This is a genomic window from uncultured Pseudosulfitobacter sp. (assembly GCF_963976325.1).
Classification (GTDB): Bacteria; Pseudomonadota; Alphaproteobacteria; order Rhodobacterales; family Rhodobacteraceae; genus Pseudosulfitobacter.
The window spans coordinates 389,004-401,737 of sequence record NZ_CAXBJW010000001.1 but is presented as its reverse complement, the minus strand read 5'-3'; the positions used below and the strand labels follow the sequence as shown (position 1 = coordinate 401,737).

Sequence of the window (12,734 nt, the reverse complement as noted above, 5' to 3'; positions counted from 1 at the left end):
AAACTTGCCCAATTCATGCCACAGTTCCACATACACTTTTAAGCAGAGTTAACGATTTATTAACGAGGTAACAGTATGTCTGAGCTTACATGGAATCCCCTCTCTATCCCGAACAACAACGGCACGTGGAATTTCGGCACGCTTAACTGGAGCGTCGAAGTGATCGACGTGATCACTTTGCTCACGGTTTCGCTTCCTGCCCTGTTCGACAATGGCGACGACATCATCTTTGTCGATGATGACTACACCGTAACCATCGAAACCGGTGGCTTGGGCGTACGGGCCGGAGACATCACCCTTGAAGGTGGCAATGTTCTGATCACCGGCGACGCGGACGAAGATCTGCGCCTGGGAACCGGATCACTCGTCTCGGTCGCCAATGGTGCCACTTTGACCGTCGCGCAGGACATTACCGCAGGCGACGTCGTGCTGGGCGACACCGGCACGCTGATCCTGAACGGCGCGAACAGCCACACAGGTGCAACCACTGTCGGCGTTGGTACGCTCGAGGTGAACGGGTCCATCACCGCATCGGACGTCAGTGTTTCTGGCACCGGAGTGCTGCGCGGTACGGGCACTATTTTCTCGGATGTCACGCTGGCCGGTGGTTCGCTGGAAGGGTCGCTGACCTTTGGCGGCGGGCTGGATGTCACGGGAACGACCGCCGTGAACGCCGATCTGACCTTCAACAATCTGGCCAACACGCTGGATCTGGCCAATCAGGCACAGGTCAACGGACGCGTCTATATGAAGGGCGGCGACGACAATCTGACCGTGGGCGACACTGCCGGCATCAATGGCAACGTGCTGACCGGATCGGGCGATGACAATGTCACCGCGACCGGCAGCCTCAGCGGGTTTGTCCGGCTTGGCAACGGCAACGACACCTTTGACAGCACAGGATCGTCCGACGACCGCATCGTCGTCGCAGGTCAGGGCAATGACACCATGACCGGCGGCAGCGGCGATGACCTGCTGCGCGGCGAAGGCGCCAACGACGCGATCAACGGCGGCGATGGCAACGACATCCTTGACGGTGGCAAAGGCCGCGATGTCATCGACGGCGGTGCGGGCGACGACATGATCTATGGCGGCAACGGCAACGACACGCTGACCGGCGGTGCCGGTGCCGATCTGTTCATCTTCACCGAGATCGAAGACCTGTGGAACGGCGGCGCGCGCGAAGTCATCACCGATTTCACCCAAGGCGAGGACCGCCTGCGGATGCGCGGCATCGACGCGGACATCACCACGGGCGGGGACCAGAATTTTGACTTTGTCGGCGACGCAGACTTTAGCGGAACCGCCGGTGAATTGCGGTCGATCATCTCGGACGGGCGCACCTTTATCAGCGGTGACGTGGACGGCGATGGCATGGCCGACTTCCAGCTTATCCTGGACGGCGAAATCACCTTGCTGGGGTCGGATATTATCCTGTAACCGCACCGCCGCACCCCTCAACCTGTGGCGGTCGAATTCATCCCGTTCGCACCGCCGCAGCGCGGCACAGCAAGTGACACACTGCCCCTGCCAACGCGGGGGCAGTGGCACGTTTGCACGCACGTAAATATCGCCCCACTTGCGACCATCCCGAAAGTCAGGCGCAGCCCCTGCCAAAAAACAAGGCAGTCCAGCCCCGTACGGCTGCGAATTGGCTTGCGCGAATATAACCTCTCGCATCACTCCGCCGAATCCGATAAAAGATAGTTTAACGCTAAACTATTAACGTCAGGGAGGGTCGCGCATGGCCGCCAGAAAGACCACCAAGAAACCGAATGTTTCGGCAGACGAGCTTAAGGCCTATTACCATGACATGCTGCTGATCCGCCGGTTCGAGGAAAAAGCGGGCCAGCTTTACGGTATGGGTCTGATCGGTGGCTTTTGTCACCTTTATATCGGGCAGGAAGCGGTTGTTGTGGGCCTTGAGGCCACCGCGAAAGACGGCGACAGCCGCATCACAACCTACCGCGATCACGGCCATATGCTGGCCTGCGGCATGGACCCCAACGGCGTCATGGCCGAGCTGACAGGCCGCGAGGACGGGTATTCCAAGGGCAAGGGCGGCTCGATGCACATGTTCTCGAAGGACAAGCGTTTCTACGGGGGCCACGGTATCGTGGGCGCCAACGTGCCGCTTGGGGCCGGTTTGGCATTTGCTGACAAATACAAGGGCAACGACAACGTCACCTTTACCTATTTCGGGGATGGCGCGGCAAACCAGGGTCAGGTTTACGAAACCTTCAACATGGCCGCCCTGTGGCAGTTGCCCTGTATCTTCGTGATTGAAAACAACCAGTACGCCATGGGCACCTCGCAACAGCGCTCGACCTCCAGCGCCGAGATCTGGGAACGCGGCAAGGCGTTCGGCATTCCGGGCGAAGCGGTGGACGGCATGGATGTTCTGGCGGTCAAGGCCGCAGGCGAAACCGCCGTGGCCCACTGCCGTTCGGGCAAAGGTCCCTATATCCTGGAAATCAAAACCTACCGCTATCGCGGCCACTCGATGTCCGATCCGGCCAAATACCGGACCCGCGAGGAAGTGCAGAAAATGCGCGACGAACGCGACCCCATCGAAGCCGTGCGCACGCTGCTGCTGCAAGGCGAGCACGCCACCGAAGAGGACCTGAAAGCCATCGACAAGAAGATCAAGGATGTGGTGAACGAAAGCGCCGAGTTCGCCAAAAACAGCCCCGAACCCGCGCTCGACGAGCTGTGGACCGACATTTACGCAACCGAAATTCCGCAGGAGGCTTGATCCATGGCAACCGAAATTCTGATGCCCGCCCTGAGCCCCACAATGGAAGAAGGCACGCTGGCCAAGTGGCTGGTCAAGGAAGGTGACACCGTCAAATCCGGTGACATCATGGCCGAGATCGAAACCGATAAGGCGACGATGGAATTCGAAGCTGTCGACGAAGGTGTGATCGGCAAGATCCTGATCGAAGAAGGCACCGAAGGCGTGAAAGTAAACACCGCCATCGCCATTCTGGTCGAAGAAGGCGAAGAGGTGGGCGACGTCGAAACCGCGAAACCTGCCGAAACGGAAGAGGCACCGGCCAAGGAAGAGGCCAAAGGCGACAGCCCCGCAGGCGGCAAGGACCACCCTGCCCCGGCCAAGCCCGAAGCCGACACCACCCCCGACTGGCCCGAAGGCACCAAGCTGAAACAGCAGACGGTGCGCGAGGCATTGCGCGACGCCATGGCCGAAGAAATGCGCCGCGACGAAAACGTGTTCCTGATGGGCGAGGAAGTGGCCGAGTATCAGGGCGCTTACAAGATTTCCCAAGGGCTGCTGGATGAATTCGGCGCCAAGCGGGTCATCGACACGCCGATCACCGAACACGGCTTTGCCGGTATCGGCGTCGGTGCGGCCTTTGGCGGCCTGCGCCCCATCGTCGAATTCATGACGTGGAACTTTGGCATGCAGGCGATCGACCAGATCATCAACTCGGCGGCCAAAACGCTGTATATGTCCGGCGGCCAGATGGGCGCGCCGATGGTCTTCCGTGGCCCCAACGGTGCCGCCGCCCGCGTCGGTGCGCAGCACTCGCAGGACTATGCCGCGTGGTACATGCAGATCCCCGGCCTGAAGGTGGCGATGCCCTATTCGGCCTCGGATTACAAAGGGTTGATGAAAACCGCGATCCGCGACCCGAACCCGGTGATTTTCCTTGAAAACGAAATCCTCTATGGCCGCAGCTTCGATGTGCCGGACACCGACGATTACACCGTGCCGTTCGGCAAGGCCCGCATCTGGCGGGAAGGCAGCGATGTGACCATCGTCAGCTTTGGCATCGGCATGACCTATGCGCTGGAAGCGGCCGAGAAGCTGGCCGAAGAGGGCATTGACGCCGAAGTCATCGACCTGCGCACACTGCGTCCGATGGACACGGCCAGCATCATCAAGTCGGTGCAGAAGACCAACCGCTGCGTGACCGTCGAAGAAGGCTGGCCCCAAGGGTCCGTCGGCGGCTACATCAGCTCGGTCCTGATGCAGGAAGCGTTCGATTATCTGGATGCGCCGGTCATCAACTGCACGGGCAAGGATGTGCCGATGCCTTATGCGGCGAACCTGGAAAAACACGCACTGGTCACCACCGCCGAGGTTATCGAAGCGGTCAAAACCGTGACATACAAATAAGGAGCGCGCGATATGCCTATTGAAATTCTCATGCCCGCGCTTTCGCCCACCATGGAAGAGGGCACATTGGCCAAATGGCTGGTGAAAGAAGGCGACACCGTCAGCTCGGGCGACCTGCTGGCGGAGATTGAAACCGACAAGGCGACGATGGAATTCGAAGCCGTGGACGAAGGCGTGATCGGCAAGATCATGGTCGAAGAAGGCAGCGAAGGGGTCAAGGTGAACACCGTGATCGCCGTGCTGCTGGAAGACGGCGAAAGCGCCGATGACATCGGATCAGCCAAGGCCGCCCCGAAAGACGACGCACCCAAAGACGACGCGCCAAAGGCTGACACGTCCAAGGAAACCCCGGACGCCAAAGCACCCGAAGCCGCCGCTGCCCCACCCGCCCCCAAGGGCGGCGATGGCAAACGCATCTTTGCCTCGCCACTGGCGCGTCGTATCGCGGCGGACAAGGGCGTGGACCTGTCGGGCGTCTCCGGCTCGGGCCCGCACGGGCGCATCGTCAAGGCAGATGTCGAAGGGCTGTCCGCTTCGGACACCCCCAAGGCAGCGGCGTCCAAACCCGCCGAATCCTCGGACGCGCCCAAACCCGCGATGGCCGCAGGCCCATCCGCCAGCACCGTCGCCAAGATGTACGAAGGCCGCGAGTACACAGAGGTCAAACTGGACGGCATGCGCAAAACCATCGCCGCCCGCCTGACCGAAGCCAAACAAACCGTGCCGCATTTCTACCTGCGCCGCGACATCCAGCTGGACGACCTGCTGGCCTTCCGCGCCACGCTGAACAAACAGCTTGAAGCGCGCGGTGTGAAACTGTCGGTCAACGACTTCATCATCAAAGCCTGCGCCATCGCCCTGCAACAGGTGCCCGATGCCAACGCCGTCTGGGCCGGTGACCGCATCCTGAAGCTGACGCCATCCGACGTGGCCGTGGCCGTCGCCATCGAAGGGGGCCTGTTCACCCCCGTCCTGCAAGACGCCCACCACAAATCGCTGTCGGCCCTGTCGGCCCAGATGAAAGATCTGGCCACCCGCGCCCGCGACCGCAAACTGGCGCCCCATGAATATCAGGGCGGCAGCTTTGCGATCTCGAACCTGGGGATGTTCGGCATCGACAACTTCGACGCGGTCATCAACCCGCCCCACGGCGCGATTCTTGCGGTGGGTGCCGGCGTCAAGAAACCGGTTGTCGGCAAGGATGGCGAACTGGCCGTGGCCACGGTCATGTCCGTGACCCTGTCGGTCGACCACCGCGTGATCGACGGCGCATTGGGGGCCGAGTTGCTGAACGCGATCAAGGACAACCTTGAAAACCCGATGTCGATGCTGGCCTAAGGTCCAAACCCCAAGCGGGCTTCTCTGGTTCAAAGAAATCCCGGGGACGCCCGCAAGGGCGGGGGCAGAGCCCCTGAACAAAAACAACAAAAGCCGGGGCATTTGCCCCGGCTTTTTCCGTTCTGACGCTTTCAAAAGAAGCTTAAAACGCTTCGTTCTTGCCCAGCATATGGTTCATCGAAATCGCAGGCTGGTCACATCCCGCCTCGCCCACGATCCGCGCCGGAATGCCCGCCACGGTCTTGCAGGGCGGCACGTCTTCCAGCACGACAGACCCCGCCGCGATGCGGCTGCAATGGCCGATCTGGATGTTGCCCAGAACCTTGGCCCCCGCGCCGATCAGCACGCCATCACCGATCTTGGGGTGACGGTCCTGTTCTTCCTTGCCGGTCCCGCCCAACGTCACCGAATGCAGCATCGACACGTTGTCACCGACCACTGCGGTTTCCCCGATCACGATGGAATGGGCATGGTCGATCATGATCCCCTTGCCGATCTTCGCGGCAGGGTGGATGTCGACGCCGAAAATCTCGCTCACCCGCATCTGGAAGAAATAGGCCAGATCACGGTGCCCCTGTTCCCACAGGAAATGCCCGACGCGATAGGCCTGAACCGCCTGATAGCCTTTGAAATACAGGATCGGCTGCACCAACCGGTGGCAGGCCGGATCACGCTCATACACCGCCACCAGATCGGCGCGCGCAGCGTCGATCAGATCGGGTGATGCGGCATAGGCCTCGTCCACGATCTCGCGCACCACGACCATCGACATCTCGTTCGACGCCAGTTTCGCGGCAATTCGGTAACTCAGCGCCTTGTCGATGGTTTTGTGATGCAGGATGCACGCATGAACAAAGCCCCCGATCAACGGTTCATCTTCTACCGCCGCGCGGGCTTCGTCGGTGATCTGGTCCCATACCGGGTCCATCGCAGAGACGTTTGTTCGCAATTCAGCCATGACACCTGTCCTTTCACGCTTCTTGATAGCGCAATAGCGGTAAAATGACCAAACGCAAACCTGTGAAGGGACACATTCCCAAATCAAATAGGTCCAATTTTTCAGGGTCATTCTCGGCCTTGGACGTGCCCCAAACGATCCCGCAACCCCAATAAAACAAGGGCCAGACAGTCGCAAAATTGCGTATCATCCAGTGTCGGCTCCCGCGCCAGCCCCCGCTTGCGCGCCGCATCCGACAAAGTGCCATTGCCCCACAACGGATGCGGCCGCCCCGTCTGGCGTGCATATCTGTCAGCCCAGGCCGCCTCGTTCAACATCCGCCTGCACAGGTCAAACCGCTGGCGCGCGGGCCGCATCAACAGCGCCCGCGCCGCGTCGCGCAGATCGGTGTGCAGTACGGGCCGCATCACAGATCAACCGTGATCCGACCCGCCAGTCCCGCCCCATAACGCGCCGACAGTTGCGCCACCTCGACCGTGATCGCGCCCAGCGCCGCGTCTGTTGCCTGTGCGCCGGCGTCGTAGGTCCAGGCAGGCACGCCAACCACCTCCTCGCGCAGCACGGCACCGTCTTGCAGCACCCGCACACGGTAGCTTTCCACGTCCTCGCCCAGCGGCACCTCGGGCGTGTCCCAACCATCGCCCTCGATCCGCGTCCGCCGAACCCAGCCGATTGCAACGTCACCAGTCCCCTGCACATCTGCCCGCAAATGCACCGGCGCATAGGGGCGCAACCCGTTCCCGTCAAAGGCCTGTACCGTCTCGACATAGCTCGGGTCGTCCAGCCCCCGCCGCGCAGGGCCGATGCGGTAATGCTGCGCCACGCGCCGCAGGCTGGTGGCCATGTCGATCTGTGCCGGCGTGCCGTTCATCAGCACCACCCACGACCCCACAGGCCATGCATCAGGCATCAGCGCATCGGTGCCCAACTGCCCGCGCAGACGCCTGCGCAGCAAATAGGTGTCGGGCGCGATCATTTCGGCCTCCTGAAACTGGAACAGTTCCCAGTTGTCACTGCTGCCGTCGCCAATGGCGCACAGGTTGCGCCCGTTCAGCACCGCCGCCTCGGAGGCCGCCGACAGCGTGCCATGCAACAGCCGCACCTCCAGCGCGTCGCCATTGTCCCAGACCGCAGGCGCATGACGCACCAGCGGCGATTGTGTCAGCCCGATGACCGCCTCTTGGGCAATAATGCTGTTCAGCGTGTAGTCTTCGTCCGTCGGCGCGCTGTAGACGGCCACCGTCCCCGGCCATGGGTCTGCCGTGATCGCCAGATGCGGTGCGTGGGGCACCTCGTCGCCGGTCATCAGCGGCAGGTCCAGAAACAGCGGCGTCACCGGCACCGGCGGGACAAAGTCGCGCACCGTCGCCAGCACATCCTCCATATCCGACGGCTGGTACACTCCCGGCTCGATCCGCACAGCCTCAAGCATCTGAAACGCGCCCTGTTCGACCCGGTCCACGCGGTAGCGCCCGGTGTCCTCGCCAGCCCCCCTCAGCCCGATCACATCCCCCGCACCGACATGCATCAACGACGGCGGCAATGCCAGACGCACCGCATCGCGCGCCACCCGTGCCTCGACCAGCCAGCGTTCGGCTACCTGCCGCCCCTCGGCGCGCGTCATCGCCAACGCCACCTCGGATGTGGCAACCGCATGGGTCGCCTCGTCGGGCAGCACCGCCTCTTCCGCGATGGTCTCGAAATTGCCGTCGGCCTGCACGAACCGCAATCGCACGCGCCCTGCCATCTCGGCCTCCGCCTCGCGGATACGCTCAAGCGTGCCGTCCATCTCGTCACTGACCACCAGATCGGTGCGCGCCACATCTGCGGTCACCGCCCCGTCCCGCTTGCGAAAGGACAGCACCCCGTCCCGTTCCACCGCATCAAAGCCATAGCGCAGCATCAGCGGCTGCAAGGATGCCCGCGCATCGGCGACCTCTCCCACCACATAGCCACGCACAAGCCCATGCAGCGCCGATGTATCATAGGCTTGCAATCCGGCCTTGTCGCAAATCTCGCCCACCACCGACGCCAGCGTGCGCGCACCGGTGCGCCCGTTGATCCAGTGACCGCGGGTGTAGTTCTCGCCATCGCTCCACTGCGTCGTGTTGTTGGGAAAGAACGGATAGGGCCGCGTGTCCCAAGCCCAGACAAAGCTGCGCGACAGGTCCAGCATCGGCGCGCCGTATTCCACCGACACCGGATTGTGCGCCGCATCCCCCCAATAGGAATACATCGCCCGCAAATACCGCTTCTGGATCAGATCATCGCGGGTGCCGTCCGAATAATGCGGCAGATCGCTTTCCGATGATTTCGCATCCAGAAACTTGTTCGGCTGGTTCGTCCCCTTGTCGACCGCCGCACAGCCCATCTCGGTGAACCACAACGGCTTTGACTGCGGCTCCCACGCCGTCGGCACCTCGTTGCGCACGCCGCCCACCCGTTCGTGATGCGTGTTCTGCCACCAGTTGCGCAGGTCTTTGTAGCGGTAAACCCACGGCTCATCATGCGCCCCGTCGGTGATCGGCGTGCGGATCTGCGCGTTGCGTGCGTCGGAAGAATGGTAATACCAATCGAACCCCTCGCCGCCCTCGATATTGGCGCGCAGGTACTCGAGGTTGTAAATCTCTCCCTGATCGGCATCCAGATGATCATGGCCATCCCGCCAGTCCGACAGCGGCATGTAATTGTCGATGCCGACAAAGTCGATCTCGTCATCCGCCCACAGCGGATCAAGGTGAAAAAAAACATCCCCCGAGCCGTCATCCGGCTGATACCCGAAATACTCGGACCAGTCCGCCGCATAGCCAATATTGGTCCCGGCCCCCACCAGCGCGCGCACTTCGCCCGCCAGCCCGCGCAGCGCTGTGACAAAAGGAAAGCTGTTCGCAGCCCCCCGCACACGGCTGAGCCCGCGCAGCTCGGACCCCACGCAAAAGGCATCCACGCCCCCCGCCGCCGCGCACAGCGCCGCGTAATGCAGGATGAACCGCGACAGGCTCCACTCGTCCGGGCCGGTATAGGTCACCACACCGTCGCCCACGGTAAAATCCGCCGCCGTCACCGTCCCGACAAAGGCGGCAATCTCGGCCTCGGCCGCAACTGTGCCATCAGGGCTGCCCACCTGCCCCGCAGCCTTCGACGTGGTGATCCGCCCCCGCCACGGCAGCGCAGGCTGGCTCAGCGCGTCAGAATAGGGATCGGGCAGTGTGTTCCCCTCCATCTGGTCCATCAACACGAAAGGATAGAACATCACCGCCTTGCCCGCGTCATTCAGCGCCCGGATCGCTTCGACCACCGCCGCATCCGTCGTTGTGCCGCCATAGACCGGACGGCCACCATCCTCGGCAATCTGCATCGCTGCGGTCCGGCTCAGCCCCGACACCGACCACGGCATGTTCTGCCCTTCGGCATCCTTGCGCTCTACCTTGGGCCGCAAAGTACAGTGATCACACCGCAGATCATCGCCAAACCACGACACCACCAGCGACACCGCCCCGCAGTTCTGCAATTCGCCGTCCAGAACCTCCAGCGATTGGGCAAAGTCGGGCTTGCCCGCAGGCGTGTTCACGTTGGCGCTCCACCGCCCTCCCTTGCCATCGGCATAATAGACGGGCGTGGTGGCCAAGGCGTATTCCCCCGACCCGGGGATCAGCGCCACACCCTGCACCGCCTGTGCCATCTCGTCAGCGTAACCATCCTCCTGCGGCTGCTCGGCGCGGATCACCTCGAACGAGAACTGCGGCACGCGGTTGCCGAAGCGTTGCAAGCCCAGATCGTCCATCACCACGTAAGCCGTGCCGCGATAGGCAGGCACCAACCCCGCACCCTCGACCGCCTCTATCGTCGGATCGGGCAACTGGTCAGGCGTGCCGGTATAGACGCGCATGTTCAGCTCGTCCGCCGCCAGTTCCTCGCCATCCGCCCAGACGCGCCCCACCCGCAGGATCTCTCCCGCGCACAGAGCGATCGCCAGTGACACCGAATAGCTGTATTCGCGCGTCGCAGGTCGGCTAGGCGCGCCCTTGCCACCCCCCGACTGCGCCACCACCTCGCGGAAATCCGACGTCCAGATCACCTGACCGCCGACACGCATCCGCCCGTAAACCTGCGCCACGGGGTCGCCTTCGCTCGCACTGGTCAGCCGAAAACGGTCCACCCGCCCCGTCTCGACCGCGTCCGAGCCTTGGCCCATCAACCTCTGGTCAATCACTTTGCCCAGCGTCGCCCCCACGGCGCGCCCGATGGCCACTGACGACAGCCCCGCCAAAGTGCCACCAATCGAGCCGCCAACCGCCGCACCCGCCGCCGAAAGAACTATCGTCGCCATTCAGGACCCCTCCTCGGGAAATTGAAACCGCGCCACCAGACGCCGCCGCCAGGGCGCGCTCAGCGGGCTTTCCACCACTCCGTGACCGGAATAGGCATGTATGAAACTGGGCTGCGCGCCGACCTCGGCCGCAAGCCCCAGATGTTTGGCCACCGCCCCGTCGCGCATCCGGAACAACAGGATGTCGCCCGCCTCTGCGTGCTCCAGCGCCTTGGGCCGCAAATGCCGCAAGGCCGCGGCCCACAGCCGTTCGTCGCGCTGCGGTTCGGACCAGTCCATCGAATAGGCAGGCGGCGCCTCGGGCTCTGCCCCCACCACTTCGCGCCAGATGCCCCGCACCAGCCCCAGACAGTCCGCCCCGGCCCCGCGACACGACGCCTGATGCACATAGGGCGTACCAATCCAGCCCCGCGCCGCTGCAACCGCCCGCGCCCCGCTCATCGCAGGCTGCCGCCGGTGTTGGCCCCGTCGGCACGTGGCACCGCCATCACCCAGTCTTCGCCCGGAATGTCGGGAAATCCTTGGAAGTTCACCAGATTGTCAAACTTCAACCGGCAGGTTTCGGTGCGCTTGTCACAGCCTGCGACCACCCGCACCTGATCCCCCGCTGCCAACGGCACCCGCAGCTTCTGCCACAGCTCGATCCGCCGCATGCCACCGCTCAAGTCATCATCCTTGATCACCCCCCACAGCCCGGCCGCCGCACCACTTTGCACATCCAGCCGCCCGCGCCGGAACCACTCCGGCTCAAACGCGCCCGTGTCCGGCCATTCGAAAACCAACCCGTCGCTGCCCGCCGCCAACGTCACATCCGCGAAATACCCCGGCGTGGCGGTGTTGAACCGGCACTGCGCATCCCCCAGCACCGCGGTACACGGTTTCTGATAGATCCGACCAATCGGCCGGTTCAACGCCTCGGTCAGCCCGCGCAACTCGGCGTGAAAGGCACCACCACCACGCCGCAACTCGCCAATGCTGCCGCGAAACTGCAACCACCGCACGTCCACGTCCTGCCAATTCACCAGCCACGCCTGCACCTCGGCCCCGTCGAACCGCCCGGCTTCAATATCGACCTCGGACACCGCGGCATCACTCAGCGCGCCCAGCGCCTCGGTGTTGTCCACCGACAGCCCCGTGCTTTGCGCCAGCGCCGACGCACTCAGGCCAGTGTCGGCCTTGAACACCATCCCGTCGAACGCCAGCGCCACATCATGATCGGTAAAGCCATATCGGACACCGTCGCTGCGGGTGATCGCCCACGCGCGGCACAACGTCGTCGTGCCCGTGGCCACATGCGCCTGAAACGCAGCACTCAGCCCCCCCATCAGACCCGCACCTCGACGACCGGCACATCGGGCACTTGGCCCGCCTGAAAGCTGGCCACGCTGGTCTGGATCTGATCGGTGGCAAAGCGCACCGGCACGTCAAATTCGAACCCTGCCACGATCTGCATTTGCGGATCGGGCGGATGGGCAAAGCTAACCACACCGGTGGTCACGTCCACCTCGTAATCGACGCCCTCTTGCAATTCGTCCTGCTCGACGCCCACACGCACCGTGCCCACCACGGGCTTGGCAATCGGCCTGATATAGCTGTGCACACCCGACCGATAGGTCTTGGCCAGCACAAAATCCCGCGTCTCGCCGTCCCCCACGGCAATCACCTGATCGTCAAAGGCCACCTGCCCGCTGGCTTTGCACGTCTTGAAATCGGCCCAGTCCTTCCAGCGAAACCCGAACATCTGCCCGCGTCGCGCCTCGAAGAACGCGATCAGCGCCTCGATGTCGTCCAGCGACCGCATCCCCAGCCCCGCGTCATAGCGGCGGCGTGAATGGGCCCAGGGCGTGTTGCGTTCCTCGAACCCGTTGGCCAGCGTCACAATCTCTGTGCGCCGCTCCGGCCCGCCGACTGAACCAAAGCTCAGCGATGCGGGAAACCGTACCTCGTGAAAATCCATGTCGTCCCCT

10 protein-coding genes are annotated in these 12,734 nt (G+C 63.1%); 4 read left to right on the top strand and 6 right to left on the bottom strand.

Going from position 1 to position 12,734, the window contains the following annotated elements; translation table 11 throughout:
- The first annotated feature begins 75 nt into the window (after positions 1 to 75).
- The 4 genes from AAC077_RS02015 to AAC077_RS02000 all read left to right on the top strand — a co-directional run bounded on the left by AAC077_RS02015 (position 76) and on the right by AAC077_RS02000 (position 5,479).
- The gene (locus AAC077_RS02015) at positions 76 to 1,440 is read left to right on the top strand and encodes a calcium-binding protein (RefSeq protein WP_339766273.1); all 1,365 of its coding nucleotides are present in this window, start codon (positions 76 to 78) and stop codon (positions 1,438 to 1,440) included.
- Positions 1,441 to 1,744: 304 nt separating this feature from the next.
- The gene (pdhA, locus tag AAC077_RS02010; protein WP_339766272.1) at positions 1,745 to 2,755 is read left to right on the top strand and encodes a pyruvate dehydrogenase (acetyl-transferring) E1 component subunit alpha; all 1,011 of its coding nucleotides are present in this window, start codon (positions 1,745 to 1,747) and stop codon (positions 2,753 to 2,755) included.
- Between the two features lie 3 nt (positions 2,756 to 2,758).
- A complete protein-coding gene (locus AAC077_RS02005) occupies positions 2,759 to 4,141 on the top strand; it encodes a pyruvate dehydrogenase complex E1 component subunit beta (RefSeq protein WP_339766271.1) in 1,383 nt (460 codons plus the stop codon).
- Positions 4,142 to 4,153: 12 nt separating this feature from the next.
- Positions 4,154 to 5,479, top strand: coding sequence for a pyruvate dehydrogenase complex dihydrolipoamide acetyltransferase (locus AAC077_RS02000; protein WP_339766270.1), 1,326 nt, complete (start codon positions 4,154 to 4,156; stop codon positions 5,477 to 5,479).
- A gap of 142 nt (positions 5,480 to 5,621) precedes the next feature.
- Here AAC077_RS02000 and cysE read toward each other — a convergent pair whose 3' ends face one another.
- The 6 genes from cysE to AAC077_RS01970 form a co-directional block, all read right to left on the bottom strand.
- Positions 5,622 to 6,437: a serine O-acetyltransferase gene (cysE, locus tag AAC077_RS01995; RefSeq protein WP_339766269.1), complete on the bottom strand. Its 816-nt coding sequence runs from the start codon at positions 6,435 to 6,437 to the stop codon at positions 5,622 to 5,624.
- A gap of 107 nt (positions 6,438 to 6,544) precedes the next feature.
- Positions 6,545 to 6,844 carry a hypothetical protein gene (locus AAC077_RS01990; RefSeq protein ID WP_339766268.1) on the bottom strand — a complete coding sequence of 100 codons (300 nt, stop codon included), beginning with the start codon at positions 6,842 to 6,844 and terminating at the stop codon, positions 6,545 to 6,547.
- Positions 6,844 to 10,767: a glycoside hydrolase/phage tail family protein gene (locus tag AAC077_RS01985; RefSeq protein ID WP_339766267.1), complete on the bottom strand. Its 3,924-nt coding sequence runs from the start codon at positions 10,765 to 10,767 to the stop codon at positions 6,844 to 6,846. Before AAC077_RS01985 ends, AAC077_RS01990 begins: the two co-directional genes overlap by 1 nt.
- Complete coding sequence (locus tag AAC077_RS01980; protein ID WP_339766266.1) at positions 10,768 to 11,208, bottom strand: NlpC/P60 family protein; 441 nt, start codon at positions 11,206 to 11,208, stop codon at positions 10,768 to 10,770.
- The gene (locus tag AAC077_RS01975) at positions 11,205 to 12,092 is read right to left on the bottom strand and encodes a DUF2163 domain-containing protein (RefSeq protein ID WP_339766265.1); all 888 of its coding nucleotides are present in this window, start codon (positions 12,090 to 12,092) and stop codon (positions 11,205 to 11,207) included. The genes AAC077_RS01980 and AAC077_RS01975 overlap by 4 nt, the downstream gene beginning before the upstream one ends.
- Positions 12,092 to 12,724, bottom strand: coding sequence for a DUF2460 domain-containing protein (locus AAC077_RS01970; RefSeq protein ID WP_339766264.1), 633 nt, complete (start codon positions 12,722 to 12,724; stop codon positions 12,092 to 12,094). Before AAC077_RS01970 ends, AAC077_RS01975 begins: the two co-directional genes overlap by 1 nt.
- Positions 12,725 to 12,734 lie beyond the last annotated feature (10 nt).

Bases quoted from the DNA above. Each gene is read 5' to 3' on its own strand.
- AAC077_RS02015 (WP_339766273.1), top strand. From the start codon at position 76: ATGTCTGAGCTTACATGGAATCCCCTCTCTATCCCGAACAACAACGGC.
- pdhA (WP_339766272.1), top strand. From the start codon at position 1,745: ATGGCCGCCAGAAAGACCACCAAGAAACCGAATGTTTCGGCAGACGAG.
- AAC077_RS02005 (WP_339766271.1), top strand. From the start codon at position 2,759: ATGGCAACCGAAATTCTGATGCCCGCCCTGAGCCCCACAATGGAAGAA.
- AAC077_RS02000 (WP_339766270.1), top strand. From the start codon at position 4,154: ATGCCTATTGAAATTCTCATGCCCGCGCTTTCGCCCACCATGGAAGAG.
- cysE (WP_339766269.1), bottom strand. From the start codon at position 6,437: ATGGCTGAATTGCGAACAAACGTCTCTGCGATGGACCCGGTATGGGAC.
- AAC077_RS01990 (WP_339766268.1), bottom strand. From the start codon at position 6,844: ATGCGGCCCGTACTGCACACCGATCTGCGCGACGCGGCGCGGGCGCTG.
- AAC077_RS01985 (WP_339766267.1), bottom strand. From the start codon at position 10,767: ATGGCGACGATAGTTCTTTCGGCGGCGGGTGCGGCGGTTGGCGGCTCG.
- AAC077_RS01980 (WP_339766266.1), bottom strand. From the start codon at position 11,208: ATGAGCGGGGCGCGGGCGGTTGCAGCGGCGCGGGGCTGGATTGGTACG.
- AAC077_RS01975 (WP_339766265.1), bottom strand. From the start codon at position 12,092: ATGGGGGGGCTGAGTGCTGCGTTTCAGGCGCATGTGGCCACGGGCACG.
- AAC077_RS01970 (WP_339766264.1), bottom strand. From the start codon at position 12,724: ATGGATTTTCACGAGGTACGGTTTCCCGCATCGCTGAGCTTTGGTTCA.